General features: G+C 62.6%; 19 protein-coding genes. 7 read left to right on the forward strand and 12 right to left on the reverse strand.

The features are described 5' to 3' along the window. Nucleotides 1-187: 187 nt before the first annotated feature. The 3 genes from hemE to QMX89_RS19140 form a co-directional block, all read right to left on the reverse strand. Nucleotides 188-1,252: a uroporphyrinogen decarboxylase gene (gene hemE, locus QMX89_RS19130; protein ID WP_049861374.1), complete on the reverse strand. Its 1,065-nt coding sequence runs from the start codon at nucleotides 1,250-1,252 to the stop codon at nucleotides 188-190. Between the two features lie 112 nt (nucleotides 1,253-1,364). Then, entirely contained in the window at nucleotides 1,365-1,658 is a 294-nt protein-coding gene (locus QMX89_RS19135) for a cell division protein ZapA (protein ID WP_043192387.1), read from the reverse strand. Further along, nucleotides 1,655-1,879, reverse strand: coding sequence for a hypothetical protein (locus QMX89_RS19140; protein WP_056844646.1), 225 nt, complete (start codon nucleotides 1,877-1,879; stop codon nucleotides 1,655-1,657). The genes QMX89_RS19135 and QMX89_RS19140 overlap by 4 nt, the downstream gene beginning before the upstream one ends. Nucleotides 1,880-2,120: 241 nt before the next feature. On the opposite strand from QMX89_RS19140, the gene QMX89_RS19145 reads away from it, so the two are divergent. Next, on the forward strand, nucleotides 2,121-3,746 hold the full coding sequence (locus QMX89_RS19145) for a methyl-accepting chemotaxis protein (RefSeq protein ID WP_282349422.1): 1,626 nt from the start codon (nucleotides 2,121-2,123) through the stop codon (nucleotides 3,744-3,746). A 225-nt stretch (nucleotides 3,747-3,971) separates the two neighbouring features. On the opposite strand, the gene gbcB is transcribed toward QMX89_RS19145, so the two are convergent. Then, nucleotides 3,972-5,072 carry a glycine-betaine demethylase subunit GbcB gene (gene gbcB / locus QMX89_RS19150; protein WP_049861377.1) on the reverse strand — a complete coding sequence of 367 codons (1,101 nt, stop codon included), beginning with the start codon at nucleotides 5,070-5,072 and terminating at the stop codon, nucleotides 3,972-3,974. Between the two features lie 286 nt (nucleotides 5,073-5,358). Between gbcB and gbcA the strand changes: the two genes are divergently transcribed. From gbcA to QMX89_RS19170, 4 genes are all read left to right on the forward strand, one after another. Beyond that, nucleotides 5,359-6,654: a glycine-betaine demethylase subunit GbcA gene (gene gbcA, locus QMX89_RS19155; protein ID WP_282349423.1), complete on the forward strand. Its 1,296-nt coding sequence runs from the start codon at nucleotides 5,359-5,361 to the stop codon at nucleotides 6,652-6,654. 213 nt (nucleotides 6,655-6,867) lie between these two features. Then, nucleotides 6,868-9,792 (forward strand): RHS repeat-associated core domain-containing protein, encoded by a 2,925-nt coding sequence (locus QMX89_RS19160; protein ID WP_282349424.1) that lies wholly within the window; start codon nucleotides 6,868-6,870, stop codon nucleotides 9,790-9,792. A gap of 181 nt (nucleotides 9,793-9,973) precedes the next feature. After that, nucleotides 9,974-13,000, forward strand: a complete 3,027-nt coding sequence (locus tag QMX89_RS19165) for an RHS repeat-associated core domain-containing protein (RefSeq protein WP_282349425.1) — start codon at nucleotides 9,974-9,976, stop codon at nucleotides 12,998-13,000. 151 nt (nucleotides 13,001-13,151) lie between these two features. Then, entirely contained in the window at nucleotides 13,152-15,170 is a 2,019-nt protein-coding gene (locus QMX89_RS19170) for an acyltransferase family protein (protein ID WP_282349426.1), read from the forward strand. A 341-nt stretch (nucleotides 15,171-15,511) separates the two neighbouring features. On the opposite strand, the gene QMX89_RS19175 is transcribed toward QMX89_RS19170, so the two are convergent. The 6 genes from QMX89_RS19175 to QMX89_RS19200 all read right to left on the reverse strand — a co-directional run bounded on the left by QMX89_RS19175 (nucleotide 15,512) and on the right by QMX89_RS19200 (nucleotide 23,447). Next, on the reverse strand, nucleotides 15,512-16,282 hold the full coding sequence (locus QMX89_RS19175) for an electron transfer flavoprotein subunit beta (protein WP_056844651.1): 771 nt from the start codon (nucleotides 16,280-16,282) through the stop codon (nucleotides 15,512-15,514). A 28-nt stretch (nucleotides 16,283-16,310) separates the two neighbouring features. Continuing rightward, nucleotides 16,311-17,531, reverse strand: coding sequence for an electron transfer flavoprotein subunit alpha/FixB family protein (locus tag QMX89_RS19180; protein WP_282349427.1), 1,221 nt, complete (start codon nucleotides 17,529-17,531; stop codon nucleotides 16,311-16,313). After that, complete coding sequence (dgcB, locus tag QMX89_RS19185; RefSeq protein ID WP_282349428.1) at nucleotides 17,531-19,483, reverse strand: dimethylglycine demethylation protein DgcB; 1,953 nt, start codon at nucleotides 19,481-19,483, stop codon at nucleotides 17,531-17,533. Before dgcB ends, QMX89_RS19180 begins: the two co-directional genes overlap by 1 nt. A 165-nt stretch (nucleotides 19,484-19,648) precedes the next feature. Next, nucleotides 19,649-21,709, reverse strand: coding sequence for a dimethylglycine demethylation protein DgcA (gene dgcA, locus QMX89_RS19190; protein ID WP_282349430.1), 2,061 nt, complete (start codon nucleotides 21,707-21,709; stop codon nucleotides 19,649-19,651). Nucleotides 21,710-21,727: 18 nt separating this feature from the next. After that, nucleotides 21,728-22,258 (reverse strand): DUF5943 domain-containing protein, encoded by a 531-nt coding sequence (locus QMX89_RS19195; RefSeq protein ID WP_282349432.1) that lies wholly within the window; start codon nucleotides 22,256-22,258, stop codon nucleotides 21,728-21,730. Nucleotides 22,259-22,469: 211 nt separating this feature from the next. Further along, complete coding sequence (locus QMX89_RS19200) at nucleotides 22,470-23,447, reverse strand: dipeptidase (protein ID WP_049861388.1); 978 nt, start codon at nucleotides 23,445-23,447, stop codon at nucleotides 22,470-22,472. A gap of 262 nt (nucleotides 23,448-23,709) precedes the next feature. Here QMX89_RS19200 and QMX89_RS19205 point away from each other — a divergent pair, with 262 nt between their 5' ends. Continuing rightward, the gene (locus tag QMX89_RS19205) at nucleotides 23,710-24,111 is read left to right on the forward strand and encodes a lysozyme inhibitor LprI family protein (RefSeq protein WP_056844655.1); all 402 of its coding nucleotides are present in this window, start codon (nucleotides 23,710-23,712) and stop codon (nucleotides 24,109-24,111) included. 2 nt (nucleotides 24,112-24,113) lie between these two features. After that, nucleotides 24,114-24,530, forward strand: coding sequence for a DUF3010 family protein (locus tag QMX89_RS19210; RefSeq protein ID WP_056844656.1), 417 nt, complete (start codon nucleotides 24,114-24,116; stop codon nucleotides 24,528-24,530). 36 nt (nucleotides 24,531-24,566) lie between these two features. Here the strand turns inward: QMX89_RS19210 and QMX89_RS19215 are convergent, their stop codons facing one another. Both QMX89_RS19215 and QMX89_RS19220 read right to left on the reverse strand, forming a co-directional pair. Next, a complete protein-coding gene (locus QMX89_RS19215) occupies nucleotides 24,567-24,824 on the reverse strand; it encodes a hypothetical protein (RefSeq protein WP_282349435.1) in 258 nt (85 codons plus the stop codon). A gap of 80 nt (nucleotides 24,825-24,904) precedes the next feature. Continuing rightward, nucleotides 24,905-25,840, reverse strand: a complete 936-nt coding sequence (locus tag QMX89_RS19220; protein WP_282349436.1) for a GlxA family transcriptional regulator — start codon at nucleotides 25,838-25,840, stop codon at nucleotides 24,905-24,907. Between the last annotated feature and the right edge of the window lie 18 nt (nucleotides 25,841-25,858).

Below are 25,858 nucleotides of genomic sequence, written 5' to 3' on the forward strand. Positions count from 1 at the left end.
GGGGGGTGGGGGCGGCGGTTGGGGGGTGGGGGTGTGTGTGGGGGGGGGCCCCCCCCCGCGTCCGGGGTCGATGCGGTCGCTCAGGTATACCGCGTATACCGCCGACGCGGCTTGCGCCGCTGCTACAAGGGACGGGTGTTTCTGTGGCAGCGGTGCAAGCCGCGTCAAGATTCGACACGGCAGGATGTCAGCCGTGATACTGCGCCGAAAACTCGTGCACGGCCCTGATGAAGGCACCGGCATGCTCGGGGTCCACTTCCGGCGTGATGCCGTGGCCGAGGTTGAACACATGGCCGGTGCCCTGGCCATAACTGGCAAGGATTCGCGCCACTTCGGCGCGGATCGCTTCGGGCTTGGCGTACAGCACGGTGGGGTCCATGTTGCCTTGCAGCGCGACCTTGTGACCCACGCGGCGACGGGCTTCGCCGATGTCGCAGGTCCAGTCCAGACCCAACGCGTCGGCGCCGGCGTCGGCAATGCTTTCCAGCCACAGGCCGCCGTTCTTGGTGAACAGAATGACCGGCACCTTGCGCCCTTCGTGCTCGCGGATCAGGCCGCTGACGATCTTGCGCATGTAGGCCAGGGAGAATTCCTGATACGCCGCGGCGGACAGGTTGCCGCCCCAGGTATCGAAGATCTGCACCGCCTGGGCACCGGCCAGGATCTGGCCGTTGAGGTAGCTGGTGACCGACTGCGCGAGCTTGTCCAGCAACAGGTGCATGGCCTGGGGCTGGTCGTAGAGCATGGCCTTGGTCTTGCGGAAGTCCTTGGACGAGCCGCCTTCGACCATGTAGGTGGCCAGGGTCCAGGGGCTGCCGGAGAAGCCGATCAGCGGCACCCGGCCGTTGAGTTCGCGGCGGATGGTGCTGACCGCGTCCATGACGTAGCCCAGATCCTGCTGCGCGTCGGGGATCGGCAACGCTTCGATGTCGGCCAGGGTGCTGACGACTTTCTTGAAGCGCGGGCCTTCGCCGGTTTCGAAATACAGGCCCTGGCCCATAGCATCGGGGATGGTAAGGATGTCGGAGAACAGGATGGCGGCGTCGAGCGGGTAACGCTCCAGTGGCTGCATCGTGACTTCGCAGGCGAACGACGGGTTCTTGCACAGGCTCATGAAGTCACCGGCCTTGGCACGGCTGGCGCGGTACTCGGGCAGGTAGCGACCGGCCTGGCGCATCATCCACACCGGGGTGACGTCGACGGGTTGCTTGAGCAGGGCACGCAGGAAGCGGTCGTTCTTGAGGGCAGTCATGTCAACATCCGGCAGAAAAGTGGAGGGATTTTCGCAGAGCGCAGGGCAACATGCCACCCGCCAGGGGTGGGCGGCGGACCTCTGTGGGTGACCGCCCTGCTGCCCGGTTGGATCAGTTTCCAGTGTCGCTGCAACGGCTGACCAAGGCGTCGATCCGGCTTTTGCACTGGTCCATGGCCTGAGCATGGCCCTGGCTAAGTTCGACTTGGCGCTGGCACAGGTTCAACGCGGCCAGTACCAGCAAGCGGTCGCCGACCAATGTCGGGTGACTGCGTTTGGTCTGTGCCAAGGTGCGTTCGAGCATGCCGAACGCCTGACGCAACGCCTGCTGTTCGCCGGGCGGCGCTTTCACTGAATATTCGTTGCCCAGAATCGAGAAGACCTCGACCCCGTCGTCAAGGTTCATACCGCTGCCGCGGCAGCGCGCTCGACCAGGGCCTGAATGCGCGCAGTGGTCGCGCCCTGCTTCTCTTCATGTTCCAGCAGGCTGAGTTGCAACGTGTCGTTGTCATCCTTGGCCTGAGCCAGCTCGCCGGACAGTTGGGCATTGCGTTCAGCCAGTTCCCGGTTGTGTTGCACCAGCTCGTTTACCAGGTTTTCCAATTGATTCAGAGACGCTTCCAACATTAGCTATTTCCAACACTTTTTCAGGGGCGCGAACGATAAAGAAAAAATCTCGCTCGGGCCAGCTTTGATAGGACCTCGATGGACCTACCGATCGTCATTCGGTTCGCTCCGTTCATCGGTCTTCAGGGGTCTGGCCATTTGCAATGAGGCCAGCCCCTCAAGACTTTTCACGTTCGACCGATAAGCAGCGATGCTCCTTTCTGTGTCGCACGGACCGCGCCCTACCCTTCGGTGTCCCTACATGTCTCTACGCAACATGAACATTGCTCCGCGTGCTCTGCTCGGCTTCTCCCTCATTGGTCTGCTGATGATCGTGCTGGGGGTGTTTTCCCTGAACCAGATGAGTCATATCCGTGCCGCCGGCCAGAATATCGAGAACAATACCGTCCCCAGCATCAGCAGCCTCAACGACCTGACCCAGCTGACCCTGCGCCTGCGCGTGCTGTCGTACCGCCTGCTGTTGAATCGCGAAGCCGATACCCAGCAGAAGACCGTGCAGTTGTTCGAGCAGCGCAACCAACAGATCAACCAGGCCCAGGCCCGCTACGAGAAAATGATCGCCAGTGCAGAGGAACAGGCTGCGTACGACGACTACACTCGCCTGCTCGGCCAGTATCGTCAGCTCGAGACGCGCATGAAGGGCTTTTCCGCCAGCGGCCAGGTGGATGAACTGCGCGCGCTGCTCAACAGCGACATGTTGAGCAACTCGGAACAGGTCAATACCGCGCTTGATAAGCTGGTCAAGATCAACAACGCGCAGACCCGCGAGATCAACCAGCAAGCCGATGACGAATACCGCTCGGCGTTCAGCTGGGTGGTGGGCATGCTGATCGTGGCCACGCTGCTGACGTTCCTGTTCGCCTGGCTGCTGACCCGCAGCATCGTCAAGCCGATCGATCAGGCGTTGGTCGCGGCCGAGGCCATCGCCGAGGGCAATCTGACCCAGCCGATCCATGCAGAGGGACGCGACGAAGCCGCGCGCCTGCTGCTGGCCATGCAGAAGATGCAGGGCAAGCTGCGTGACACTCTGCAGCGCATTTCCGGTTCAGCCACGCAGCTGGCCTCTGCCGCCGAGGAGCTCAACAGCGTGACCGACGAAGGCGCGCGCGGTTTGACTCAGCAGAACAACGAGATCGAACAGGCTGCCACGGCGGTCAACGAGATGACCAGTGCGGTGGAAGAAGTGGCTCGCAATGCCGTGAGCACTTCCGAGGCTTCCCGGGACGCCACGACGTCGGCCAGCGATGGCCGCGATCTGGTCATGGAAACGGTCAGCGCCATTGAGCGCATGAGTGGCGACGTGCAGAGCACGGCCGATCTGATCGGCCATCTGGCCGCCGAGTCGCGGGATATCGGCAAGGTGCTGGACGTGATTCGTGGCCTGGCTGACCAGACCAACCTGCTGGCGCTCAACGCCGCCATCGAGGCGGCCCGCGCTGGTGAGGCCGGCCGCGGCTTTGCCGTGGTGGCCGACGAAGTCCGTGCCTTGGCCCATCGCACCCAGCAGTCGACCAGCGAAATCGAACGCATGATCGGCAGCATCCAGGGCGGCACAGAACAGGCGGTTGATTCGATGCGCAACAGCACCGAACGCGCCGAGTCGACCCTCAACATCGCCAAGGGCGCCGGCATGGCGCTGGAGACGATCAATGGCGCCATCGTGCAGATCAACGAGCGCAACCTGGTGATCGCCAGCGCCGCCGAAGAACAGGCGCAGGTGGCACGCGAGGTGGATCGCAACCTGGTGAACATTCGCGACCTGTCGGTGCAGACCGCCGCAGGGTCGGCGCAGACCACGGCCGCCAGCGGCGAGCTGGCGCGCCTGGCGGTGGAGCTGAACGCGATGGTGGCACGCTTCAAGGTGTAACCCTCGGGCGCCTGGACGCGGCTCGCGCCGCTGCTACAGAAACACTGCGATCCCCTGTAGCAGCGGTGCAAGCCGCGTCCGGCCTCGACACGGTTTTCCAGGTGCACCGCGTGCACCGCCGACGCGGCTTGCGCTGCTGCTACAGAAGCACCGCGATCCCTGTAGCAGCGGTGCAAGCCGCGTCCGGCTTCAACGCGGTGGTTCAGGTACACCGCAGAGCTCGGATCAGAACTCGATCCGCACATCCCCCTTCGGCACGCTGCAGCAGGACAGGATGTAGCCCTCGGCTTCGTCATCCTCGGTGATGCCGCCGTTGTGCTCCATCTCCACTTCGCCGCCCAGCTTCAATACCTTGCAGGTGCCGCAGATGCCCATGCCGCACGCCTTGGGGATCATCATGCCGAGCTTGGACGCCGCCGCGTGCACGGTTTCGCCCGGTGCCACACGGATGCTCTTGCCGCTGGCGGTGAACTCCACCAGGTGCAGTTCGGAAACGTCTACCTCCGGCGCATCGGCTGCCTGCTCGGCCTGTTCCACGGCGTCGGCGCGCGCCTCCGGGGGCGTGGCGCCGAACGATTCCTCGTGGTAGCGGGTCATGTCGAAACCGGCGGCTTCCAGCAAGCGTTTGACCGCGTTCATGTAAGGCGTCGGACCGCAGCAGTACACCTCGCGCTCCATGAAGTCGGGCGCGATCAGTTCCAGCAGCTTGTGGTTCAGGTAGCCACGATAGCCCGACCACGGTTCGCCCAGCCCGTGCTTCTCGCAGATGATGTGCAAGCTGAAATTGTCGACCCGCGAGGCCATGTGCTCCAGCTCGCGGTGGTAGATGATGTCCTTGGGCGAGCGCGCGCTGTGCACGAAGACCATGTCGACGTTGGCATTGGTGTCGTAGAACCAGCGCGCCATCGACATCACCGGCGTGATGCCCACCCCGCCGCTGAGGTAGAGGATCTTCGGCGCTGGAAAATCGATCGCGTTGAACAACCCCACCGGCCCGTGCACCGCCAGCTCCTGACCTTCGTGCAGGGTGTCGTGCAACCAGTTCGACACCCGCCCGCCCGGCACCCGCTTGATGGTGATGGAAAAGCTGTACGGCACCGACGGCGCGCTGGAAATGGTATACGAGCGCATCACCGGCTCGCCTTCGATTTCCAGCTCCAGGGTCACGAACTGGCCCGGCTTGAAAAAGAACAGAATGGGTTGGTCGGCCATGAAGCAGAAGGTGCGCACGTCCCAGGTTTCCTGGATCACCTTGACGCAACGAACGATATGGCGCCCGTTGGCCCAGGTCTGGGTATTGACGGGCATCAGGAAGGGGTTGGACATGCTGTTCTCCAAGGTCGATTACCGACGGTGCGTACAGCGATTCTGCGTGCGCGCTGCCCCTGTCACATTCCCATCCGCGACATCCGCATGCTTATGGCGACCAGGCCCATGCGGCCTAGCCTGCAGCGTCGGGAATGGATTTGGCCATGTCGCCCATGGATAAGGTTACCAACGCGCCGAGTCGCACACTCCACCGCATCTGAACGCAGTTTCAGCCGCCTTGCGTCGACAACCGTAACCGCCACTTTTTTCGCGGCCACACTGCATGGCCATGAGGATCAACACGATGGATGCCACCACTACCCTGAGCCTGGGCGATCCACTGGAACCCGCGCGCAAGGCCACCGCCCAGATGCTGCAGGAGCGCGAGCGCACCTTCTCGCTGCCACAGCCGTTCTACAACGACGAGCGCCTGTTCCAGATCGACATGCAGGAGATCTTCAACAAGGAGTGGCTGATCGCCGGCATGACGTGCGAGATCCCGGCCAAGGGCAACTATCTCACGCTGCAGATCGGCAGCAATCCGATCATCCTGGTGCGTGGCGCCGAAGGGGTGGTGCATGCCTTTCACAACGTCTGCCGCCATCGCGGTTCGCGGCTGTGCACCAAGGAAAAGGGCAAGGTGGCCAAACTGGTCTGCCACTACCATCAATGGACCTACGAACTCGACGGTCGCCTGCTGTTCGCCGGCACCGAGATGGGCGCCGATTTCGACATGAAGCAGTACGGCCTCAAGCCCGTGCACGTGAAGACGTCCGGCGGCTACATCTTCATCAGTCTGGCCGAGAACCCGCCCGCGATCGATAACTTCCTCAGTACGCTGAACCATTACATGGAACCGTACGACATGGAAAACACCAAGGTCGCGGTGCAGACCGATCTGCTGGAAAAGGCCAACTGGAAACTGGTGCTGGAGAACAACCGCGAGTGCTATCACTGCGGCGGCTCCCACCCCGAATTGCTCAAGACCCTGCTGGAATGGGACGACGTCACCGACCCACGCGCCGACCAGGCCTTCAAGGACCACGTGGCTGCTTCGGCCGCTGCCTGGGATGCCGAGAAGATCCCCTACGCCCACGCCAGCCATGGCCTGCGCAACCGCATCGTGCGCATGCCGCTGCTCAAGGGCACGCTGTCGATGACGATGGATGGCCAGGTCGGCTGCAAGAAACTGATGGGCCGCATCAAGAACCCTGACCTGGGCTCGATGCGCATCCTGCACTTGCCGCACTCCTGGAACCACTGCATGGGTGACCACATCATCGTCTTCACGGTGTGGCCGATCAGCGCCCAGGAAACCCTGGTGACCACCAAGTGGCTGGTGCACAAGGATGCCGTGGAATGCGTGGACTACGACGTCGCCCGCATGCGCCAGGTGTGGGACGCCACCAACGACCAGGACCGGCGCCTGGCCGAGGAAAACCAGCGTGGCATCAACTCCACCGCCTACCAGCCAGGCCCGTATTCGAAAACCTACGAGTTCGGCGTGGTGAACTTCATCGACTGGTACAGCGAGCGCCTGCTGAGCAACCTGGGGGCGGAGCCTGCGGCCTATCTCAAGGGTGTGGCTGTGCACGAGTGACCCATGGCTGCGGCAAAAGCTGCGTCAGTGCCCCGCTGTTCATCCAAGAACTGCGGTGAGGGCTGACGCAGTTGGCGCCGTTGCTGCAGGACGCTCGGGCAGCCTGCAGGAGGTGCTGGGTTTGTAGGCGGTGTTCGTACCAAAGGCGCTCATGGTGAGTGGCTTGCCGATCGGAGATAAACGAGAAGAATTCTCAGGCTAAGGTAGGATACCATGTCGCCCTCTCGAAACACCTCCGAACAACTCAGTTCTCAACAGCTCAGTTCTCAACAGCTCGATCCTCAACAACCCAGCCTCCAACAACGCGATCTTCACAGCCGTACCCCCACCCTGGTGTTGTCAGACCCTCGCGGCCTTCCCGTACGTCGCATCGACTACTACCGATGCCAAGCCGATACCGCTGCTGAATCACGAATCAACGCTCAGTGGCATGACCACGCTGGACGTCCGACCGATCAGTGGGATGCACGCCAGTTTGCCCATTTCCAGGCCGGAACCAGCACGACGCCGAACCAGCACAGTGCATTCAGCCTGACGGGCAATGTTGTGATAGAACACAATGTGGACAGCGGCGGCACAACCCACCTGTACGATGCAGCCGGCCGTTTGGCTGAAAGCTGGAATGCCAACGGCGCCAGCAAGCAATATCGATACGACCCCTGCGCAAGGCCGGTGGCCATTCTCCAGTCAGACGCCGATGGCAGCGTGCGGACCACTCAACGCCTCAGCTACGGCGCGGCGGATGCAACGTCCGCGGCACGCAACCAGTGCGGGCGGGTCTGCCGACACGATGACGACAGCGGCACTCTGTTGTTCGAGTGCTATACGTTGCGTGGCGAAACAAGCGCCCAGCGACAGCGCTTTCTCACTGATCTCGCGGCGCCGGACTGGCCTGCCGAGACACCCGCGCGCGATGCCCTACTCGAACCCGGCGACGGTTACCTGAGCCTGAATCAGTTCGATGCTGTCGGTGCACCGTTGAGCATGACGGACGCCAAAGGCAACCGACAAACGCCCCGCTACGACCTGAACGGACAAGAAACCGCCAGGACGTTGCACACTGCCGCTGGCGCACGGCATGAGCTGGCATCGGCCATCGAATTCGACGCCGCGGCGCGCATGATTCGGCAACGCCTGGGCAATGGCGTGACCTGTCACTCCCAGTACTGCGAGCGAAGCGGGCGGTTGGTGCAGTTGCGCGCGCAGCGCACGCAGGGTGAGGTCGTGCAAGACCTGCGCTATGACTATGACCCCGTGGGCAATGTGCTCAGTGTCACCGACGCCATCCAGGTGACCCAGCATTTCGCCAATCAGCGCATCGAGCCCACCCAGCACTACGCCTATGACACCCTTTACCAACTGACGAGCGCCAGCGGCCGCGAAGCGGCCAGCGCCGAGGGCCATGGGCCAGGGCTGCCGGGCCTGCAACCGCTGAGCGACGACAGCCGGCTGCGCAACTACACCCAGCGCTACAGCTACGACGCTGCAGGCAACCTGGTGCAGTTGCGTCATGTCAATGGCCAGAGCAATTGGACCCGTACGCTGAGCGTGGCGCGCAACAGCAACCGGGCGCTTCCCGAGCGTAATGGCCAGCTGCCCGATGAGGCCTCCATCGCTGCAAGCTTTGACCGCGCCGGTAATCTGCGTGAGTTGCAACCGGGGCAACGGCTGCTCTGGAACGGCGACAACCAGCTAGCGCAGGTGACGCCTGTGACCCGCGACGACGGCAATGACGATTATGAACGTTACGTTTATGGCCACGACGGCCTGCGCACTCGCAAGCTGGCCAGTGCGCAAGGCCGAATGGGCGCACGGATCAGCGAAGTGCGTTACCTGCCGGGCCTGGAAATTCGTACCGACAGCGCTCGCGGCGAAGAGCTGCATGTCATCAAGACCCAAGCAGGGCGAAGCAGCATGCGCCTGTTGCACTGGCAATCCGAACCGCCCGAGTCGCTGCCCAATGATCAACTGCGCTACGGCCTGGATAACGCCTTGGGCTCGTGCACGATCGAACTCGATGGTACGGCGCAGCTGCTCAGCCGCGAGGAGTATTATCCATTCGGTGGCACGGCGTGCTGGGCCGCTCGCAACGCCGTGGAGGCCAGCTACAAGACCGTGCGCTACTCGGGCAAGGAGCGCGATGCCAGTGGCCTGTACTACTACGGCCTGCGTTACTACGCGCCTTGGCTGCAACGTTGGATCAATCCCGACCCCGGTGGCATCATCGACGGCCTGAACCTGTACCGCATGGTCAGCAACAACCCGATCACCCGGCGCGATGAGCAAGGTCTGGAGGGCGAGGATCTAAACGATCGGATCAACACGCGCATCCAGCGTTTCGAAGGCGTGCTGGAAGACAAGCATCGCGCCGCACGAAACGTCAATAAAGGCATCGAGAACGAGCGCGACAAATGGCTCAAACGGGCGCGCGCGGTGGGGCGTGGGGCCGTGGTTGGCGTGGGGGCCGCAGTGGGCTATGCCGGCGGTGGCCTGGCAGGTGCGGCAGCTGGATCCGTGACCAGTCCGGCTGGCGCAGTGGTGGGCGCAGTCGCAGGCACACTGGTAGCGGGTGAAATCTTCGCCCATTCGGCAGGCAAGCTGGCCGATGAAATGGGCTTGGGCGCACCGCTCAACATCATGTCCCACGCATTCGACTGGGACTACGAGTCCCATGAGCAACAGGACTTTGTCTCCACGGGCCGGCGGATCAAGGACCGCATCCGTTCACTCAAGCCGGAGACGGTGGAACAGTGGGCCGATAGCGCGAAGGACGTCACCGAGCGCGCAATGCCCTTTGCCGAAACCGTCAGCACACAGTATGTGTTCGCCGCGGTGGTGCCCTCGGCCATCACGCTAGGCGTGGAGTTGGCCAAAGGCCCAAAGAGCGATGAGAAGATCAACTACCTGATCAATCAGGGGGATGTGTTGGTGAACTACATCGAATGGGATTTTGCCGAGATCAAGGCATTGCTGGCCCAGGATGGAGCGCAGTACCCGAGCACCGAGACGCAGTTCAAGCCGCTGCCCAAGGACAAGAGCTTCGAGTCTCTGGAGCGCAGGAAAAACGGTGTGATCACCCAGATACGCACGACTCAGACCAACTTGCGCCAGCACCTGGAAAACCGCAAGGCGGCATAGACTGCAGCACAGGCGCCCGGCGTATCAGCCACCCACCGAGGTTTTCAATGAGCCGCGACAGTGGCTAAAAGCACCGGGCGCCACTGCAATTGTGTGAAAGGTCTATACCATCGGTGTTCATGGCTAGGGGCTGATCGATCGGAGATAAAGAGGGAAATCTATCCGATCAAGGCAGGCCGCTATGTCGTCTATCCAAAGCATTCCCGATTATCTTAAAGTCCACACCCGCACGCCGGCGCTGGTGACTTGCGACCCGCGCGGTCTTGCGGTACGCACCGTGGGATATTACCGACGCGACGCCAGCACATCGGCACGCTCCAGCGTCAGTGCGCAATGGTACGATCAAGCCCAGCGCCCTATTGCTCAATGGGACCCAAGACAGTTTCAACATTTCCAGGCCGGGGTCAGCGATACGCCGAACCAGACTACGGTTTTCACTTTGTCCGGTCGCCCGGTGCAGCAACGTAATGTGGACTCCGGCCACAAGGTCATGTTGCATGACGCCCTGGGGCTGCCAAGAAGCACCTGGGACAGCCAAGGTACCTGCACCACGACGCAATACGACAGCCTCATGCGCCTGGACGCGGTGGTCAAGCGCGACGCCGCAGGGCAGTCACGCACCGTGCAGCGAATCACCTACAGCCCGGTCGATGCTACCGAGGCTGCGCTCAACCGCTGCGCCGCAATCAGTCGCCAGGATGATGATGCAGGCAGTTTCCTGGTGCATGCCTACGCGCAGCTCGGCGGCGTGTTGCACAGTACCCGCCATTTCCTCATCGACGATCGACTGCCCGACTGGCCCGAAGCCGCGGCCGCCCGCGACGCGCTGCTCGAACCAGGAGTAGGCTACGCCAGCCGGACACAGCACGATGCCATGGGCAGCGCCACTGGCACCACCGATGCGATGGGCAATGTGCAGCATTGGCGTATGGACATTGCAGGGGGTGAATACCACAGCCGCCTAATCACAGCGACTCAAGTGGAGCACACGCTATTGCAAGACGTCGAAAGCGACGCCACTGGCCATGTCATCACCCAGACCTTGGGCAACGGTGTTGTCAGCCATGCCGAGTACACACCTGAGGATGACCGGCTGATACGACTACGCTCCATTCGCGCAAATGGCAGCGTGGTGCAGGACCTGAGCTATGAATACGACCCTGTCGGCAACATCCTGTCGATCAGCGATGCAGTCGAACCTACTCGCTACTTCGCCAACCAACGCACCGAACCGGTGAACCGTTATACCTACGACTCGTTCTCCCAATTGATCCAGGCCAGTGGCCGCGAGGCCGTCAACGCTGCCAGCCAGGGCCCGGGACTGCCGAGCGTGCAACCGCTGCCGAGCGACCCTACCCTGCTGATCAATTACACCCAGCACTTCAACTACGACGAGGCCGGCAACCTGCTGGAACTGCGCCACGTCAATGGCCAGCGCAATTACACTCGACGCATGGCCGTCGCGCGTTTGAGCAACCGCTCACTGCCTGAACGCGATGGTCAACTGCCTACTGAAGCCGAGCTTGCGACAGCGTTCGACGCCAATGGCAATCTTCACCAACTGCAGCCCGGCCAACGGCTGGCGTGGGATCTGGATAACCAGCTGCAACGAGTCACCCCGGTGGTGCGCGAAGACGGTGAAGACGACTACGAACGATACGGCTACGACGCCAGTGGCGCCCGGGTGCGCAAGACCGCCAGCGCGCAGCTGCGCAATGGCTGCCGCATCAGCGATGTTCGCTACCTGGCTGGATTGGAAGTGCGCACCGACAGCAGCACCGGCGAAGAGCTTCATGTCATCACGGCGCAAGCTGGCTATAGCACTGTGCGCCTGTTGCACTGGCAAGCGGGCAAGCCCCAGCAGATCGATAATGATCAACTGCGTTTTGGCCTGGACAACCACCTGGGCTCCTGCACCCTGGAGCTCGATGCGACGGCCCAACTGCTGAGCCGTGAAGAGTACTACCCTTTCGGCGGAACCTCTTGCATCGCAGGACGAAACAGTCTTGAAGCCAAGTACAAGACCCTGCGCTACTCGGGCAAGGAGCGCGATGCCAGTGGTCTTTACTACTATGGTTTGCGCTATTACGCCCCCTGGTTGCAACGATGGATCAACCCGGATCCAAGTGGGGATGTCGATGGGCTCAACCTTTATCGGATGGTGGGTAACAATCCGATAAACCTCATTGATCCTGACGGTGGCCAAGGTGACGAGACGCCTCGCAAAAAGCTGGGCCTCAGGGATAGCTTTCGACGCGAGGTACTCCGCAGTGTCGGCAGCATGAACATCAACCTTGCTCAGGGGCCGGGCGCGCGACGTGAAGCGGCTCAACGCTTGGCGCGAGACGAGGAAAGGACATTGGCACAAGCTCAAATGGAGCGCAAATTAGCCCTTCTGCAGAGCATGTTCGAGCTCACAACATCGGCGACCCACACATCAGATGTCGCTATTGAAAGCATGGACGACATGGCTGAGTTCGGCAAAGTAGCGGCGTTTCGTATTGGCGCTATCGTCGTCTCCAATCTGGCCTCTACGGCAGCGGGCTTGGGCGCTGGTGCTCTGGCACTGGGCACAACAGGCCCTGCAGCACCATTCATAGCCATGGCTGCGGGGAAAGCGGCCAGTGTCGCAGCAGAAAAAGGGATGGAAAAACTCGGGATGCCAACCACCCTCAACCTCAAGAGCGGCGCGTTGAATCCCAGTAGCATCAAACACTCCGCCATGTACAAAAAACACGGTGTGGGGGGGTCAATCCTCGCCAAATTCAGGGGGTTTGTGCCGGACGACAAGAAAAACCAGACTAACTTGGCTCTCGAGACCGTGAAAACCGGTGGCGGCATGATTATCAAAAAAGTGTTGGGCAGCGCTGAAGGTGCTTTCGGTTTCAAAATCTTTATCGACATGGGAAAGGCTGCAGTCGAGGCCAATAGCGTAATCAACGGTAAATCACAGGAAAAAATGGAAAAGGTGGAACGTAATGCCGTCGATTTGATTCAAGATTTGGTAAACCGGACCCAAGAGGTCGTCATCGGCATGGCACCCAATGGCTTCGATTCGGATGGGGTGCTGCACAGAGGCTTATTTAGTAATGTCACGGTGGGTGGGCTCAGTGAACAACTGGGAATGGCCATCGACGAGATCGAAAACACGCGAAGTGCGGCAAGAGCCTACCGTGAATCACACCAGCGAACGACGTTCTACGCTTGAATACATCAGGGTGAAGGTTGGCAGCCGGCCCAAGGTATGCTCAAGACTCAGCCACCGGCCAGTCCTGCAATATCTTGCAAACGCCTGACTTTTACCTGGTATCAAGGCTTGCCCTATGGTCGCCCCCCAACAATAAAAAAGGGGCGTCACCATGTCATGCACTTCTCATTTGCCAAGCGCAGGCAATCGATCCACCGGGGGCTATCTACCCGGTATCGACGGCTTGCGCGCCATCGCGGTACTTGCCGTGATCATCTTCCACGTCGAGTTCCTCGGGTTCCTTGAGGGGGGCTTCACCGGCGTGGACATGTTCTTTGTCATTTCCGGTTACGTCATCAGCCAGTCCCTGGCCGAACGAGGTGACCGGCCTGGGCGTGAGTACCTGCTGGAGTTCTATCGCCGCAGGGCCCTGCGTATCCTCCCGGCGCTGTTGGTAGTGCTGTTGGTCAGCGTGATGCTGTCTGCCCTGTTGGTGCCGCCGGTGTGGCTCAGCAACCAGAACGACGAAACCGGCCTGGCCGCGTTTCTGGGCGTCAGCAACTTCACCCTGGCTTGGCAGAGCGACACATATTTTTCCCCCCGTGCCGAGTTCAACCCCTACCTGCACACCTGGTCGCTGGGCGTGGAGGAGCAGTTCTACGTGATCTTTCCGGTGCTGTTTTTCTGCTGGCTGCGCTACCACGCCACCCACCTGCTGGCCCGGATCGCGTTGCCGCTGCTGACCGTGGCGTCGCTGCTGTGGTGCGCGGTGCAGACCCAGGCCGCACCGTTGTCGGCGTTCTACCTGTTGCCGAGCCGGTTCTGGGAACTTGCGGCTGGAGCGCTGCTGTTTCAGATGTTGAGCACCACCACCGGTGCTCGGCGCGAGGCAACGCGGCCGTTGATCCTACTGAGCGCCGGACTGGGATTGCTGGTGGCTGGGTTCATCTGGACGCCTGCGCGCAGCTTTCCCTTTCCCTGGGCGCTGGTCACTGTGGTAGGTACTGCGTCGGCGATTGCCGGCATTGTGCTCGCGGGTGTCGAGCGCTCCAGCTTACTGCACCGAATCGTGAGTGCGCGGCCAGTGACCTACCTGGGACGCTTGTCGTATTCGCTGTACTTGTGGCACTGGCCGGTGGCCGTGTTCCTGCGCTGGACCGTTGGCCTGGAGACAGTGCTCGTACAGGTGCTGTACCCGCTGGTTGTGCTGGGTCTGGCTGCCGCTTCCTACCACTGGATCGAACAACCCATACGCCGTGGCCGCAGCGTGTTTCAACGTCGTGCCAGCCTGACCCTCGGCGCGGCCCTGCTGGCCGTGGGGCTCTCTGCCTGGGCCGCCATGTGGACGGTGGACAGCACCGAACGCCTGTCTTTGAGCACGGTCGCCGACAGTTACACCTGGCACGCCTACAAGCATTACCCCCGCGAGCCCATCGAACCGGTCGAGGACCCTGCCCTGCAAGGTCGCCAATTGTTCGTGCTGGGCGACTCGCACACGGCTGCCTACCGCACGATGTTGAATATCGTCTCGCTGCGCTTGGGCATCGAGGTGGTGGAATACGAACGCGGCGGCTGCGCGGTGGTGAGTCTGCTGGCGGCCGATCCGCCCGCCTGCAGCGCTTGGCGAGACGCCGCCCTGGCCGATATTCAGGCGCGCGCCAGGCCTGGGGATGTGGTGTTTCTGGCGTCATTGCGCATGCCGGAAATGGCGGGGCGCGATTGGCAGGACGATGAGGAGGCGGTCTTCGCCCAGGCGCTCGGCGAGCGCACCGCGCAAAAAGCACAAGAGGCTCGGGCTGCTGCCGACGTCGTGCTCGCCCCTCTGCAGGCGGCCGGACTGACGGTGCTGATCGACGCGCCGGCGCCGGTGTTCAAAGCACCGGCAAACCGTTGTTCCGATGTGTTCAACCGCATGAATCCTGTGTGCGCACCTGGATTGACGATGGAGCGTGATCGGGTATTGCAGCTACGCGCGCCGCAAATGCATTTGCTGACGGTGTTGGCCCGCGAATACCCGGCGTTGAAAATCTGGGACCCGCTGCCGATCCTTTGCCCAGGCGCGACCTGCTCGGCGTATGACACGGACGCGCAGCCGCTGTTTGCCGATGCCGACCATCTGAGCGGCCATGGCAATCGCATCCTGGAGCCTTCGTTTACCCAGTTTTTGATACGCCTTTACCAACCGCTGTAGACGCGGCGGCAGTACAGCCTTGGCATGTTTCTGTAGCAGCGGCGCGAGCCGCGTCGGCAGTGCATGCGGTGTACTTGGAGGACCGCGTTGAGGCCGGACGCGGCTTGCGCCGCTGCTACAGGGGATCGCAGTGTTTCTGTAGCAGCGGCGCGAGCCGCGTCGGCGGTGCATGCGGTGTACTTGGAGGACCGCGTTGAGGCCGGAAGCGGCTTGCGCCGCTGCTACAGGGGATCGCAGTGTTTCTGTAGCAGCGGCGCGAGCCGCGTCGGCGGTGCATGCGGTGTACCTGGAGGACCGCGTTCGGGGTCAGCGCGTTGGCACTGCAGCAACGCGCGATACGATCAACGCACCACACCTTCCTCGATCAACGCCTTGAGCACCGCCTGCGCGCCCTCCTCGGCGCTCAGGCCCTTGAGCACCTGCCCCCCGCCGCCGCTGGCCTTGGCCGTGGCGGCTTTCATGCGGTCGGCGCCGCTTTTGGCCTTGATCACCTTGAGCCGTTTGGGCCGGGGCTTGGCCGGTTGCAGTTCGGCGCTGTCGAACAGCTCGTCGTTGATCACTTCCACCTCATCGACCGCCAGCCTACCCCGTTGAGCGGGGCCATAGGCGCTTTGCCGAGGTTTGGGCGCCGCGTTGTCGACCGTGGCCAGCAAGGGCAGGCGCACGCTCAACCGACGTCGCTGGCCACGGGGCAAAGCCTGCAACACCTGCGCTACCCCATTGTCGATGGACTCCACCTCCGCCAAACCCACGATCATTGGCCAGCCGAGCTTTTCGGCCAACAGAAACGGCAACATGCCCGAACCTTCGCCGGTTTCGGCCTGGGTCCCGGTCAGTACAAGCTGGGCGCCGGCGCCTTGCAGGTAGTCACACAGCACCGGCAGCGCATCGGCGCCCTCGGGCTGCTCGAGCACGTGCAACTGTTGCAGGCCCATGCCCAGATAGGCGCGCAGGGCCGGCTCGGTGACGTCACCGGCATGCAGCACCTGCAAGTCGTCGCCCGCCAGTTGCAGGCCCAGCTCCACGGCGCGTGAGTCCTGGTCGGCACGCCTGGGCCGGCCGGAAGTCGGGTGGGCGCCGATGGAAACCAGACTGATGACCTTGGTGTTCATGATTGAGCCTCTCTCATCGAGTCGTGTCTCAGGCAGCGTCGCGTTTGGCCGGGTTGCGATAGGCCTGGATGGCGTCGATCAAGGCCAGCATGATCGCCTGGCTGTCGCCGATCACCGACAGGTCCGCGCGCTTGATCATGTCGCAGCCGGGGTCCAGGTTGATGGCGATGACCTTGTCGCAGCCGCCGATGCCCTGCAAATGCTGGATCGCACCGGAAATACCCACGGCCACATAGACCCGCGCGGTGACCCAGGTACCACTGGCGCCCACCTGCCGATCGCGAAGCATGAAGCCGTCGTCCACCGCTACCCGCGAAGCCCCTTCGGTCGCCCCCAGCGCCTGGGCGGTGCGGTGGAACAATTCCCAATCCTTCACCCCGTTGCCGCCGGAGAAGATGAATTCGGATTCGGCCATCGGGATGGCTGCAGGGTCGACCGCCACGGCGCCCAGGTCCTCGATGCGCGGCAGGCTGCGCGCCACGGCGGTGGACAACGCCACCGGCAGCACTTCGTGACGGGTTTCATCCACCGGTTCGGCGCATTCGGCGGCCGCCAGCATCAAGCGCGGCAGCGGTCGGGCAATGTCCTGCTGGCCGGCACCGGCACGGCTGACGCACTGGCCGTCCTTGACCTGCCATACCCGCGTCGCGGGGCGCTCACCCAGACGAGCGGCAAAACGCCGTCCCAGTTCGCCACCGCCAGTGCGGCTGTCCGGCAGCAGCCAGTGACGGGGTGAAAACTGATTATCCACAGCCTGCAGGCCCTGAATGCGCTGCTCGGGTGCATAACCTTCGAATTCATTGCCCTCAAGTACCAGCAAGCGATCCACGCCAGCCGTGTCGAAGGCGGTTTCCTTGTGCTCGCCGAAGACGATGGCCAGTACCGCACCGCCCTCTGCGGCCAGTCGATGGGCCAGGCCCAGCAGATCGCGGTCGTGACTGCTCAGGCGGCCGCCGACCATGTCCGGTACCACTGCAACATAGAACGCAGGCGTGGTCACCTGATGCAGCGGCAGTTGCACGGTCGTCGTCGCCGAGCGCTTGCTGCCACCGCCTTGTTGAGCACCGCTACGATCGATTCGCTTGACCCCGTTGGGGCCGATGAAACCGATGCCATGGGGGTTCTTGCGCATGACCCCGTTGGGCCCCATCCACACACTGGCCTGTGGCTGCATGGCACTGTGCAACGGATGCAGACGGTTGCGGGCGATCCACTCGGCCCGCGGATCACGGCGAATAATGTCGCTCATCAGTTCACCTCCGCGGCGACTTCACGTTTGGCCGGAACCGGCTTGGCGGGCGCGACAGGCTCTTCCTGCAATGCCTCGGCCACCAGTTCGGCGATGTCCTTGATCAATGGCCGCGGTTCGACCACGCCTTCGAGCATGGCCGTGCATTGCGGGCAGCCGACGGCGACCAGTTCGGCCTGAGTCTCGCGAATGTCTTCCATGCGCATATCGGGGATCCGCTGCTTGCCGGGAATGTCGGTGATCGGCGCGCCGCCGCCACCGCCGCAGCAACGGGAACGGAAGCCCGAGCGCTGCATTTCCCTGACCTCGATGCCCAAGGCCTTGAGCACGTCGCGCGGCGCCTGGTACTCGCCGTTGTAGCGGCCCAGGTAGCACGGGTCGTGGTAGGTGACGCTACCCCCCTTGTGCTGGCCGAGCTTGAGCTTGCCAGCAGTGACCAGTTCAGCCATGAAGGTGCTGTGGTGCAGCACTTCGTAGTGACCGCCCAAGGCGCCGTATTCGTTCTTCAAGACATGAAAGCTGTGCGGATCGCAGGTGACGATGCGCTTGAAGCTGTACTTGCCCAAGGTGCCGATATTGCGCTTGGCCAGCAGCTGGAAGGTCGCCTCGTCGCCCAGTCGCCGGGCCACATCGCCGCTGTCGCGTTCTTCGAGACCCAGTACGGCGAAATCGACCTTGGCGGCTTTCAGCACTTTGACGAAGGCGCGCAGGGTGCGCTGGTTGCGCATGTCGAAGGCGCCGTCACCGACCCAGAACAGCACGTCGGCGTTTTTCTTGTCGCCGAACAGCTGCAGATTCAGGTCCGCGGCCCAGTTCATGCGGCCGCCGGGGTTGAAACCGCCGGGGTTGTCGGTGGCGATCAGGTTGTCCAGCACTTCGGCGCCCTTGTTGGGGGTGGCGCCTTTTTCCAGCGTCAGGTGGCGGCGCATGTCGACGATGGCGTCGACATGCTCGATCATCATCGGGCACTCTTCCACACAGGCGCGGCAGGTGGTGCACGACCACAGCGTGTCGGCATCGACCAGCCCGTTGACGATCGGCTGATGGGGATTGCCACCGTGCTCGCCGATGGCCTTGCCAGGGTACGGGCTGCCGGCGAACCTGGCATCGGTGCCACCGGCCAGGCCCACGACCATGTCCTGAATGAGCTTCTTGGGGTTCAGCGGCTGGCCAGCGGCGAACGCCGGGCAGGCGGCCTCGCACTTACCGCACTGCACGCAGGCATCGAAGCCCAGCAACTGGTTCCAGGTAAAGTCCTTGGGCTTTTCCACGCCCAGCGGTGCCGTGGGGTCGTTCAGGTCCAGCGGCTTCAGGCCGGTCGAGCGACCGCCGCCGAAGCGCTCGGCGCGGCGGTGCCAGGCCAGGTGCAGGGCGCCGGCGAAGGCGTGCTTCATCGGGCCGCCCCAGGTCAGCCCGAGAAACAACTCGGATACGCCCCAGGCCACGCCGATGCCCAGCACCACGGCCAGCACCCAGCCGCCGAAGTTCATCGGCAGGATACCGGCCACCGGCAAGGTGGCGATGAAGAAGGTCGCCGAGAACATCAGCAGGCTTTTCGGCAGGCGCATCCACGGGCCCTTGGACAGGCGCGCGGGCGGGTTGAGACGGCGGGCGTAGACGAAGCAGGCCCCGACGAACATCAGCGCCGTGGCCAACAGCAGCGCGTAGCCAAGAATACGGTTGTGCAGGCCGAAGCCGTGCACCAGCACCGCCAGCACCGCCGCCAGCACTGCGCCACCGGCCGTGGCCACGTGAGTGTTGGCGATGTATTTGTCGCGGGCGACCACATGGTGCAGGTCGACCATGTAGCGCTTGGGCATGGCCAGCAGGCCGCCCAGCAGGTCGACCTGTGAAGGCCGGCCGCGGCGCCACATATTGATTCGCCGCACCGCGCCCAGGACAGCCAGGGCCAGGGCGGCGAACAGCAGGATGGGAAGCAGTGTATTCAGCATGGTGAAGCCCCTGCGGACCAAGAGGTCCCAATAACGGGAAGCCGACGCGGACTGTGTGGAAGCGGGTCGGCCGGCGTTCCGGTCTGCCCGCGAAAGAGGCACCGCGGGGGTCCAATTCGCGGGCAAAGCCCGCTCCCACAGAGATCACAGTGCACCGGGACGGCGTCAAAAATCCTTGCACAGGCGCAGCGCGTCGTAGATCGCGGCGTGGGTGTTGCGCTGGGCCACGCAGTCGCCGATGCGAAACAGCAGATAGTCGTCGCCCGTGGTACTCAACGACGGCTGCGGCTGGATCGCGAACAGGGCATCGATGTCCATCTGACCCTTGTTGCGCGAACCCTGCTTGAGTTCGTAGTAGAGCTTCTCGTCGGGCCGCACGCCGTTCTCCACCACCACCTGATCGACCACCCGTTCTTCCTTGGCGCCGGTGTATTCGTTCTCCAACACCGCCACCAGCTTGTCGCCTTCGCGGTAGACCTTTTCCAGCATGAGGTCGCCGGTCATGATCACCTCCTTGGGGTACATGCTGCGGTAGTAGGTCGGGAACGACGTACCGCCGATCGCCACGCCCGGCTTGATGTCGTCGGTGACGATCTCGACCTGGCTGCCCTTGTCGGCCAGGAAGTCGGCCACCGACATGCCGGTGAACTCGCAGATGGTGTCGTACACCAGGACGTTCTTGCCCGGCGCGACCTTGCCGTCGAGCACGTCCCAGCTGCTGACCACCAGACCCTCGGCGGCGCCCCAGTGCTCGCCCTGCTCCAGAAACGGATGACCGCCCACGGCCAGCACGACGATGTCCGGGCGCAGGTCCATGAGGGTGTCGGCATCGGCGGCAGTGCCCAGGCGCAGATCGACTTTCAAGCGTGCCAGCTCCAACTGGAACCAGCGGGTGATGCCAGCGATCTGGTCACGCTGCGGCGCCTTGGACGCCGTGGTGATCTGACCGCCGATGAATTCCTTCTTCTCGAACAGGGTCACGTCGTGGCCGCGTTCGGCCGACACCCGTGCCGCTTCCATGCCGGCCGGACCGGCGCCGACCACCACCACCTTGCGCTTGACGCCGGTGGACTTCTCGATGATGTGCGGCACGCCCATGTATTCCCGCGACGTGGCGGCGTTCTGAATGCACAGTACGTCCAGGCCTTGATACTGCCGGTCGATGCAGTAGTTGGCGCCCACGCACTGCTTGATCTGATCGACCTGGCCCATCTTGATCTTGGCGATCAGGTGCGGGTCGGCGATGTGCGCGCGGGTCATGCCGACCATGTCCACGTAGCCGCCTTCCAGAATGCGCGTAGCCTGATTCGGGTCCTTGATGTTCTGCGCGTGCAGCACCGGGATGTTCACCACTTCCTTGATGCCGGCCGCCAGGTGCAGGAACGGCTCCGGTGGATAACTCATGTTGGGAATGACGTTGGCCAAGGTGTTGTGAGTGTCGCAACCCGAGCCCACCACGCCGAGGAAATCGAGCATGCCGGTGTCGCTGTAGTACTTGGCGATTTCCTTCATGTCCTCGTGGCTGAGGCCGTCGGGATGGAACTCGTCGCCGCAGATGCGCAGGCCCACGCAGAAGTCGTCGCCGACTTCCTTGCGCACGGCCTTGATCACCTCGATGCCGAAGCGCATGCGGTTTTCGAAGCTGCCGCCCCACTCGTCGGTACGCTTGTTGACCCGTGGGCTCCAGAACTGGTCGATCATGTGCTGGTGCACCGCCGACAGCTCCACGCCGTCCAGGCCACCGGCCTTTGCCCGCGCCGCAGCGCTGGCGTAGTTGCCGATCACCCGCCAGATCTCTTCGGGCTCGATGGTCTTGCAGGTGGCGCGGTGCACCGGCTCGCGAATGCCCGAGGGCGACATCAGCGTCGGCCAGTGCTCGCCGTCCCAGCGCGAGCGACGGCCCATGTGGGTGATCTGGATCATGATCTTGGCGCCATGCTTGTGCATGGCATCGGCCAGGTTCTGGAAGTGCGGAATGATCTTGTCGGTGGCCAGGTTCACCGATTTCCACCAGCCCTGAGGACTGTCGATGGCCACGCTGGAGGAGCCACCGCAGATGGCCAGGCCTATCCCGCCTTTTGCTTTCTCTTCGTAGTATTTGACGTAACGATCGGTGGTCATGCCGCCATCGGTGGCGTAGACCTCGGCGTGCGCAGTGCTGAGCACGCGGTTGCGGATCGTCAGCTTGCCGATCTGGATCGGCTGGAACATCGCTTCGAAAGCCATGGCGGCGTCTTCCTCGACTTACAACGGTTTCACGGTGAAGAGGCCATCTTCGTGACCTTCTTCGGAGCCGCCGTAGACTTGCTCGGCGACGGTACGAATGCTGCTGCCGCGGGCGGCGAGAATCTGGTCCATGGCCCCGGCGAACCAGCCGGTGAACATGTAGTCGACCTTGCGCTCGACCTTGCCGTACACGTAGACGAAGCAGGAGTGTTCCAGCTTGACGCTGCAGGTGCCTTTATCCAGATCGATGTCCTGGATTTTGAACAGCCCCCAGCCGCGCTGCGACAGACGCTTCATGTAGTGCTCGAACACCGCGACGCCTTCCAGGCCATGGCATTCGGCTTCTTTTTCGCACCAGTGCCAGGCGGATTTGTAGCCGGCCTTGTAGAGGATCTCGGCATAGGCGTCGGCGCCCAGCACTTCCTCGATGCCCATGTGGTTGTTGACGAAAAAGTGGCGTGGCACGTAGAGCATCGGCAGGGCGTCGGAAGTCCAGACGCCGGTTTCGCTGTCGACTTCGATGGGCAGTTGCGGGGCGATCTTGGCCATGATGAGTGATCTCCGATAAACATGATTCGAGAAAGCAACGCAGAACCGCTTTGCTCGTAGATAGACAGTTGTGTGAATGCCTTTGGAGCCGTAGCGAGCACGTCGAGAGCAAGGAAAACCTGCGTGAAAGGCGAGACAGTACCGAGGTACGGCGAGCTTTTCGCGAGGACCTGACGCAGCTATCGGCGGGCGCAGTAGGCTCCAGAGGTATTCATTCGCCCCAGACGTCCTTGAGGACATTGACCCAGTTCTCGCCCATGATCTTGCGCACCACGCGTTCGCTGTGGCCGCGTTTGAGCAGGGTTTCAGTGAGGTTGGGGAATTCGCCCACGGTACGGATGCCCAGCGGGTTGATGATCTTGCCGAAGCTGGTCAGGCGGCGGGCGTAGCCCTTGTCGTGGGTCAGGTATTCGAAGAAGTCCTGGCCATGGCCCTGGGTGAAGTCGGTGCCGATGCCGATGGCGTCTTCGCCGACGATGTTCATGGTGTATTCGATGGCTTCGGCGTAGTCGTCGATGGTCGAATCGATGCCCTTGGCCAGGAACGGCGCGAACATGGTCACGCCGACGAAGCCGCCATGGTCGGCGATGAACTTCAGTTCTTCGTCGGATTTGTTGCGCGGGTGCTCCTTGAGGCCCGAAGGCAGGCAGTGGGAGTAGCACACCGGTTTCTTGGATTCGAGAATGACTTCTTCACTGGTTTTCGAGCCAACGTGGGACAGGTCGCACATCACCCCCACACGGTTCATCTCGGCAACGATTTCGCGGCCGAACCCGGACAGCCCACCGTCGCGCTCGTAGCAGCCGGTCCCGACCAGGTTCTGGGTGTTGTAGCACATCTGCACGATGCCCACGCCCAACTGCTTGAACACTTCCACGTAGCCGATCTGGTCCTCGTAGGCATGGGCGTTCTGGAAGCCGAAAAGGATGCCTGTCTTGCCGATTTCCTTGGCCTTGCGAATGTCGGCGGTGGTGCGCACGGGCATCACCAGGTCGCTGTTCTCGCGCATCAGCTTCTGGCTCTTGCAGATGCTGTCGACGGTGGCCTGGAAGCCTTCCCACACCGACACCGTGCAGTTGGCCATGGTCAGACCGCCCTTGCGCATGTCCTCGAACAGCTCGCGGTTCCATTTGGCAATGATCAGCCCGTCGATAACGATGCTGTCGGCGTGCAATTCGGCTGGGCTCATCAGGCGGTCCCCATCAGGCAAGTCAGGCGCCGAATCGTATGCCGGCGCTTCATGGGGCCAGCATATGCCTGCGCGACACGGCGACCGGATGCAAAAACGACAGGGGAATTGCCGAAAGCGTCAACGCCCGACGCAAAACGGAACCACGTCTGGCCGCTCCATGAAAAATGCTGCCTGCCATCGCTCTGCCCCTATGCTTTACCCCGCCCCTGAGACAGAATCACCGGTAATCATCACTGTTCAACGGGTTAGGTAGATCCTCATGAGATTCACGCTGCTGATGCTTGCCCTGCTGTCCTTCGCCGCCCAGGCCGAAGAGGCCGATGGCCCCACCCCGTGCGACAACGTGGAGACCGATCAGCAGAGCTACGATTGCTCGGCCTACAACCGCAAGACGTCGGAAACCGAAATGAGCGAGTCGTACACCGACCTGCTCGACCGCATCAATTCCCAGTTCCCCAAGGGCTCACCCGAGCTCAAGGCGTTCACCGACAAGCTCAAGGCGGCCCAGGACCTGTGGACCAAGTCGCGTGATGCCGATTGCGACGTGTACACGGTCAATGCCGGCAAAGGTACCAAGGCCTATGAAATCGCCCAGAACGACTGCCGCGCGCAGAAGAGCGACGAGCGTTCCGAGTTCCTGCAATCGGTGGGCCTGGAGTGAGCGTGAAAATAGCCGGGGTCGAGATCAAGGGCAGCGAAGCGATCTTCGCGGTGGTGGAATACGGTGATGCCGCGTTGGCGCATCTGCCCACCTCCCTGAAGAAGATTGCCCTGGAAGACGATGACATCGCCGCGAACGTGCGGCAGTTCCAGGGACAGGTGGCCGCTTTCGTCCGCGATAACGGGTTGAAGATGCTCGCCGTCAAGAAACGTGGCAAGAAAGGCGAGTTCGCCGGCGGGCCGACCACCTTCAAGATCGAAGGCGTGCTGCAGCTGCTCGAAGGCTGCGAGGCGGTGCTGGTATCGCCGCAGACCATCAGCGCCCAGGCCAAGAAGCTGGCCGAGCTGCCGGGTACCTTGAACAAGTACCAGCACGAGGCCTACAAGGCCGCCTGCGCGGTATTGCTCAAGGCCCGGTGATCAAGCCCCAGTGATCAAGGGAGCATCAGCCACCCTTCACTCCTCCTCGTTTACCCGGCAATTCAGGCTGATGTCGGTCGGATTGCCAGGGTCCTGCGCCATGAAGGCGCGCGTCTTGCCCTCGGCATCCGCCAGGTTGTCGGCCTCCACGGGCAGGTCCACCAGCGTGTTGTCCCAGGCGTCGGCCGCCTGATTGTCGATGACGCGACAGTCGTACCAGGCGGCCGATGCCGGCCCGGCCAAGGTCAGAAGCGCCGCGGTAACCAGGCTCGATGCAATGATTTGCTTGCCCATTTCGATGATTCCTTTATCGATGAATGAGCGCGCAGGTTAGCGGCCACATGGCGTGCAGGAACGGTACATATGCATTGGCTTTACTGGCGCCGATCTTCCCGCGGACAGCGGGCAAAGCGCGCCCGATAGCTGCGGGTGAAATACGACGGTGAATCGAAACCACAGGCGATGCTCACCTCCAGCACACTCATCGACGTCTGGCGCAGCAGTTGCCGGGCTTTCTCCAGACGCAGGCGCAGGTAGAAATTGCTTGGCGTGTCGTTCAAGTGCAGTCGGAACAAGCGCTCCAACTGGCGTCGCGTGACCTTGGCCAGCTCGGCCAGTTGCAGCGTGCTCAGCGGCGGTTCGGTGTGCTGTTCCATCTCGCCGATCACTTGCACCAGCTTCTTGTTGTCGATGCCGTAGCGCGAGGCGATCTGCATGCGCTGATGATCCTTGCGCGGCCGGATGCGGCCGACCACGAATTGCTCCGACACCTGGATCGCCAGCTCGCTGCCGTGGGCCTGGCCGATCAGATCGAGCATCAGGTCGATGCAGGCGGTACCACCGGCGCAGGTGATGCGCGCGCTGTCGGTTTCGAACAGTTCCTGGCTGGCGCTCAGTGCAGGATAGGACTCGCGGAAGGCATCCAGAGCCTCCCAGTGCAGCGCGACCCGGTGGCGCTCGAGCAGGCCCGCTTCGGCCAGGACAAAACTGCCGGTGTCGATGCCGCCCAGCGTCACCCCTTCGCGATCCAGACGGCGCAGCCAGTCGCGCAATGCCACATCGAAGGTCGCCAACGGCTCGAAGCCGGCCACAACCAGCAATGTCGCGCCGTTGGCCAGCGACCCGAGCGCGCTGTCGGCATTCACCGACATGCCGTTGCTGGCCAGCACCGCGCCGCCATCCAGGCTCAGCACCTGCCAACGGTAAAGCTCGCCACGAAAGCGGTTGGCCACACGCAGCGGCTCGATGGCCGAGATGAAACCCATCGCAGAAAAGCCGGGCAGCAGCAGAAAGTGGAAGTCTTGGGCCATGGCGTGCTCTGTGATTTC

The organism is Pseudomonas sp. PS01301 (assembly GCF_029960215.1).
Classification (GTDB): domain Bacteria; phylum Pseudomonadota; class Gammaproteobacteria; order Pseudomonadales; family Pseudomonadaceae; genus Aquipseudomonas; species Aquipseudomonas coleopterorum.

Bases quoted from the DNA above. Each gene is read 5' to 3' on its own strand.
- QMX89_RS19180 (WP_282349427.1), bottom strand. From the start codon at position 17,531: ATGAGCGACATTATTCGCCGTGATCCGCGGGCCGAGTGGATCGCCCGC.
- QMX89_RS19145 (WP_282349422.1), top strand. From the start codon at position 2,121: ATGTCTCTACGCAACATGAACATTGCTCCGCGTGCTCTGCTCGGCTTC.
- QMX89_RS19195 (WP_282349432.1), bottom strand. From the start codon at position 22,258: ATGGCCAAGATCGCCCCGCAACTGCCCATCGAAGTCGACAGCGAAACC.
- QMX89_RS19220 (WP_282349436.1), bottom strand. From the start codon at position 25,840: ATGGCCCAAGACTTCCACTTTCTGCTGCTGCCCGGCTTTTCTGCGATG.
- gbcA (WP_282349423.1), top strand. From the start codon at position 5,359: ATGGATGCCACCACTACCCTGAGCCTGGGCGATCCACTGGAACCCGCG.
- QMX89_RS19160 (WP_282349424.1), top strand. From the start codon at position 6,868: ATGTCGCCCTCTCGAAACACCTCCGAACAACTCAGTTCTCAACAGCTC.
- QMX89_RS19135 (WP_043192387.1), bottom strand. From the start codon at position 1,658: ATGAACCTTGACGACGGGGTCGAGGTCTTCTCGATTCTGGGCAACGAA.
- QMX89_RS19215 (WP_282349435.1), bottom strand. From the start codon at position 24,824: ATGGGCAAGCAAATCATTGCATCGAGCCTGGTTACCGCGGCGCTTCTG.
- dgcA (WP_282349430.1), bottom strand. From the start codon at position 21,709: ATGGCTTTCGAAGCGATGTTCCAGCCGATCCAGATCGGCAAGCTGACG.
- dgcB (WP_282349428.1), bottom strand. From the start codon at position 19,483: ATGCTGAATACACTGCTTCCCATCCTGCTGTTCGCCGCCCTGGCCCTG.
- QMX89_RS19200 (WP_049861388.1), bottom strand. From the start codon at position 23,447: ATGAGCCCAGCCGAATTGCACGCCGACAGCATCGTTATCGACGGGCTG.
- hemE (WP_049861374.1), bottom strand. From the start codon at position 1,252: ATGACTGCCCTCAAGAACGACCGCTTCCTGCGTGCCCTGCTCAAGCAA.
- QMX89_RS19205 (WP_056844655.1), top strand. From the start codon at position 23,710: ATGAGATTCACGCTGCTGATGCTTGCCCTGCTGTCCTTCGCCGCCCAG.
- QMX89_RS19170 (WP_282349426.1), top strand. From the start codon at position 13,152: ATGTCATGCACTTCTCATTTGCCAAGCGCAGGCAATCGATCCACCGGG.
- QMX89_RS19165 (WP_282349425.1), top strand. From the start codon at position 9,974: ATGTCGTCTATCCAAAGCATTCCCGATTATCTTAAAGTCCACACCCGC.
- QMX89_RS19140 (WP_056844646.1), bottom strand. From the start codon at position 1,879: ATGTTGGAAGCGTCTCTGAATCAATTGGAAAACCTGGTAAACGAGCTG.
- QMX89_RS19175 (WP_056844651.1), bottom strand. From the start codon at position 16,282: ATGAACACCAAGGTCATCAGTCTGGTTTCCATCGGCGCCCACCCGACT.
- gbcB (WP_049861377.1), bottom strand. From the start codon at position 5,072: ATGTCCAACCCCTTCCTGATGCCCGTCAATACCCAGACCTGGGCCAAC.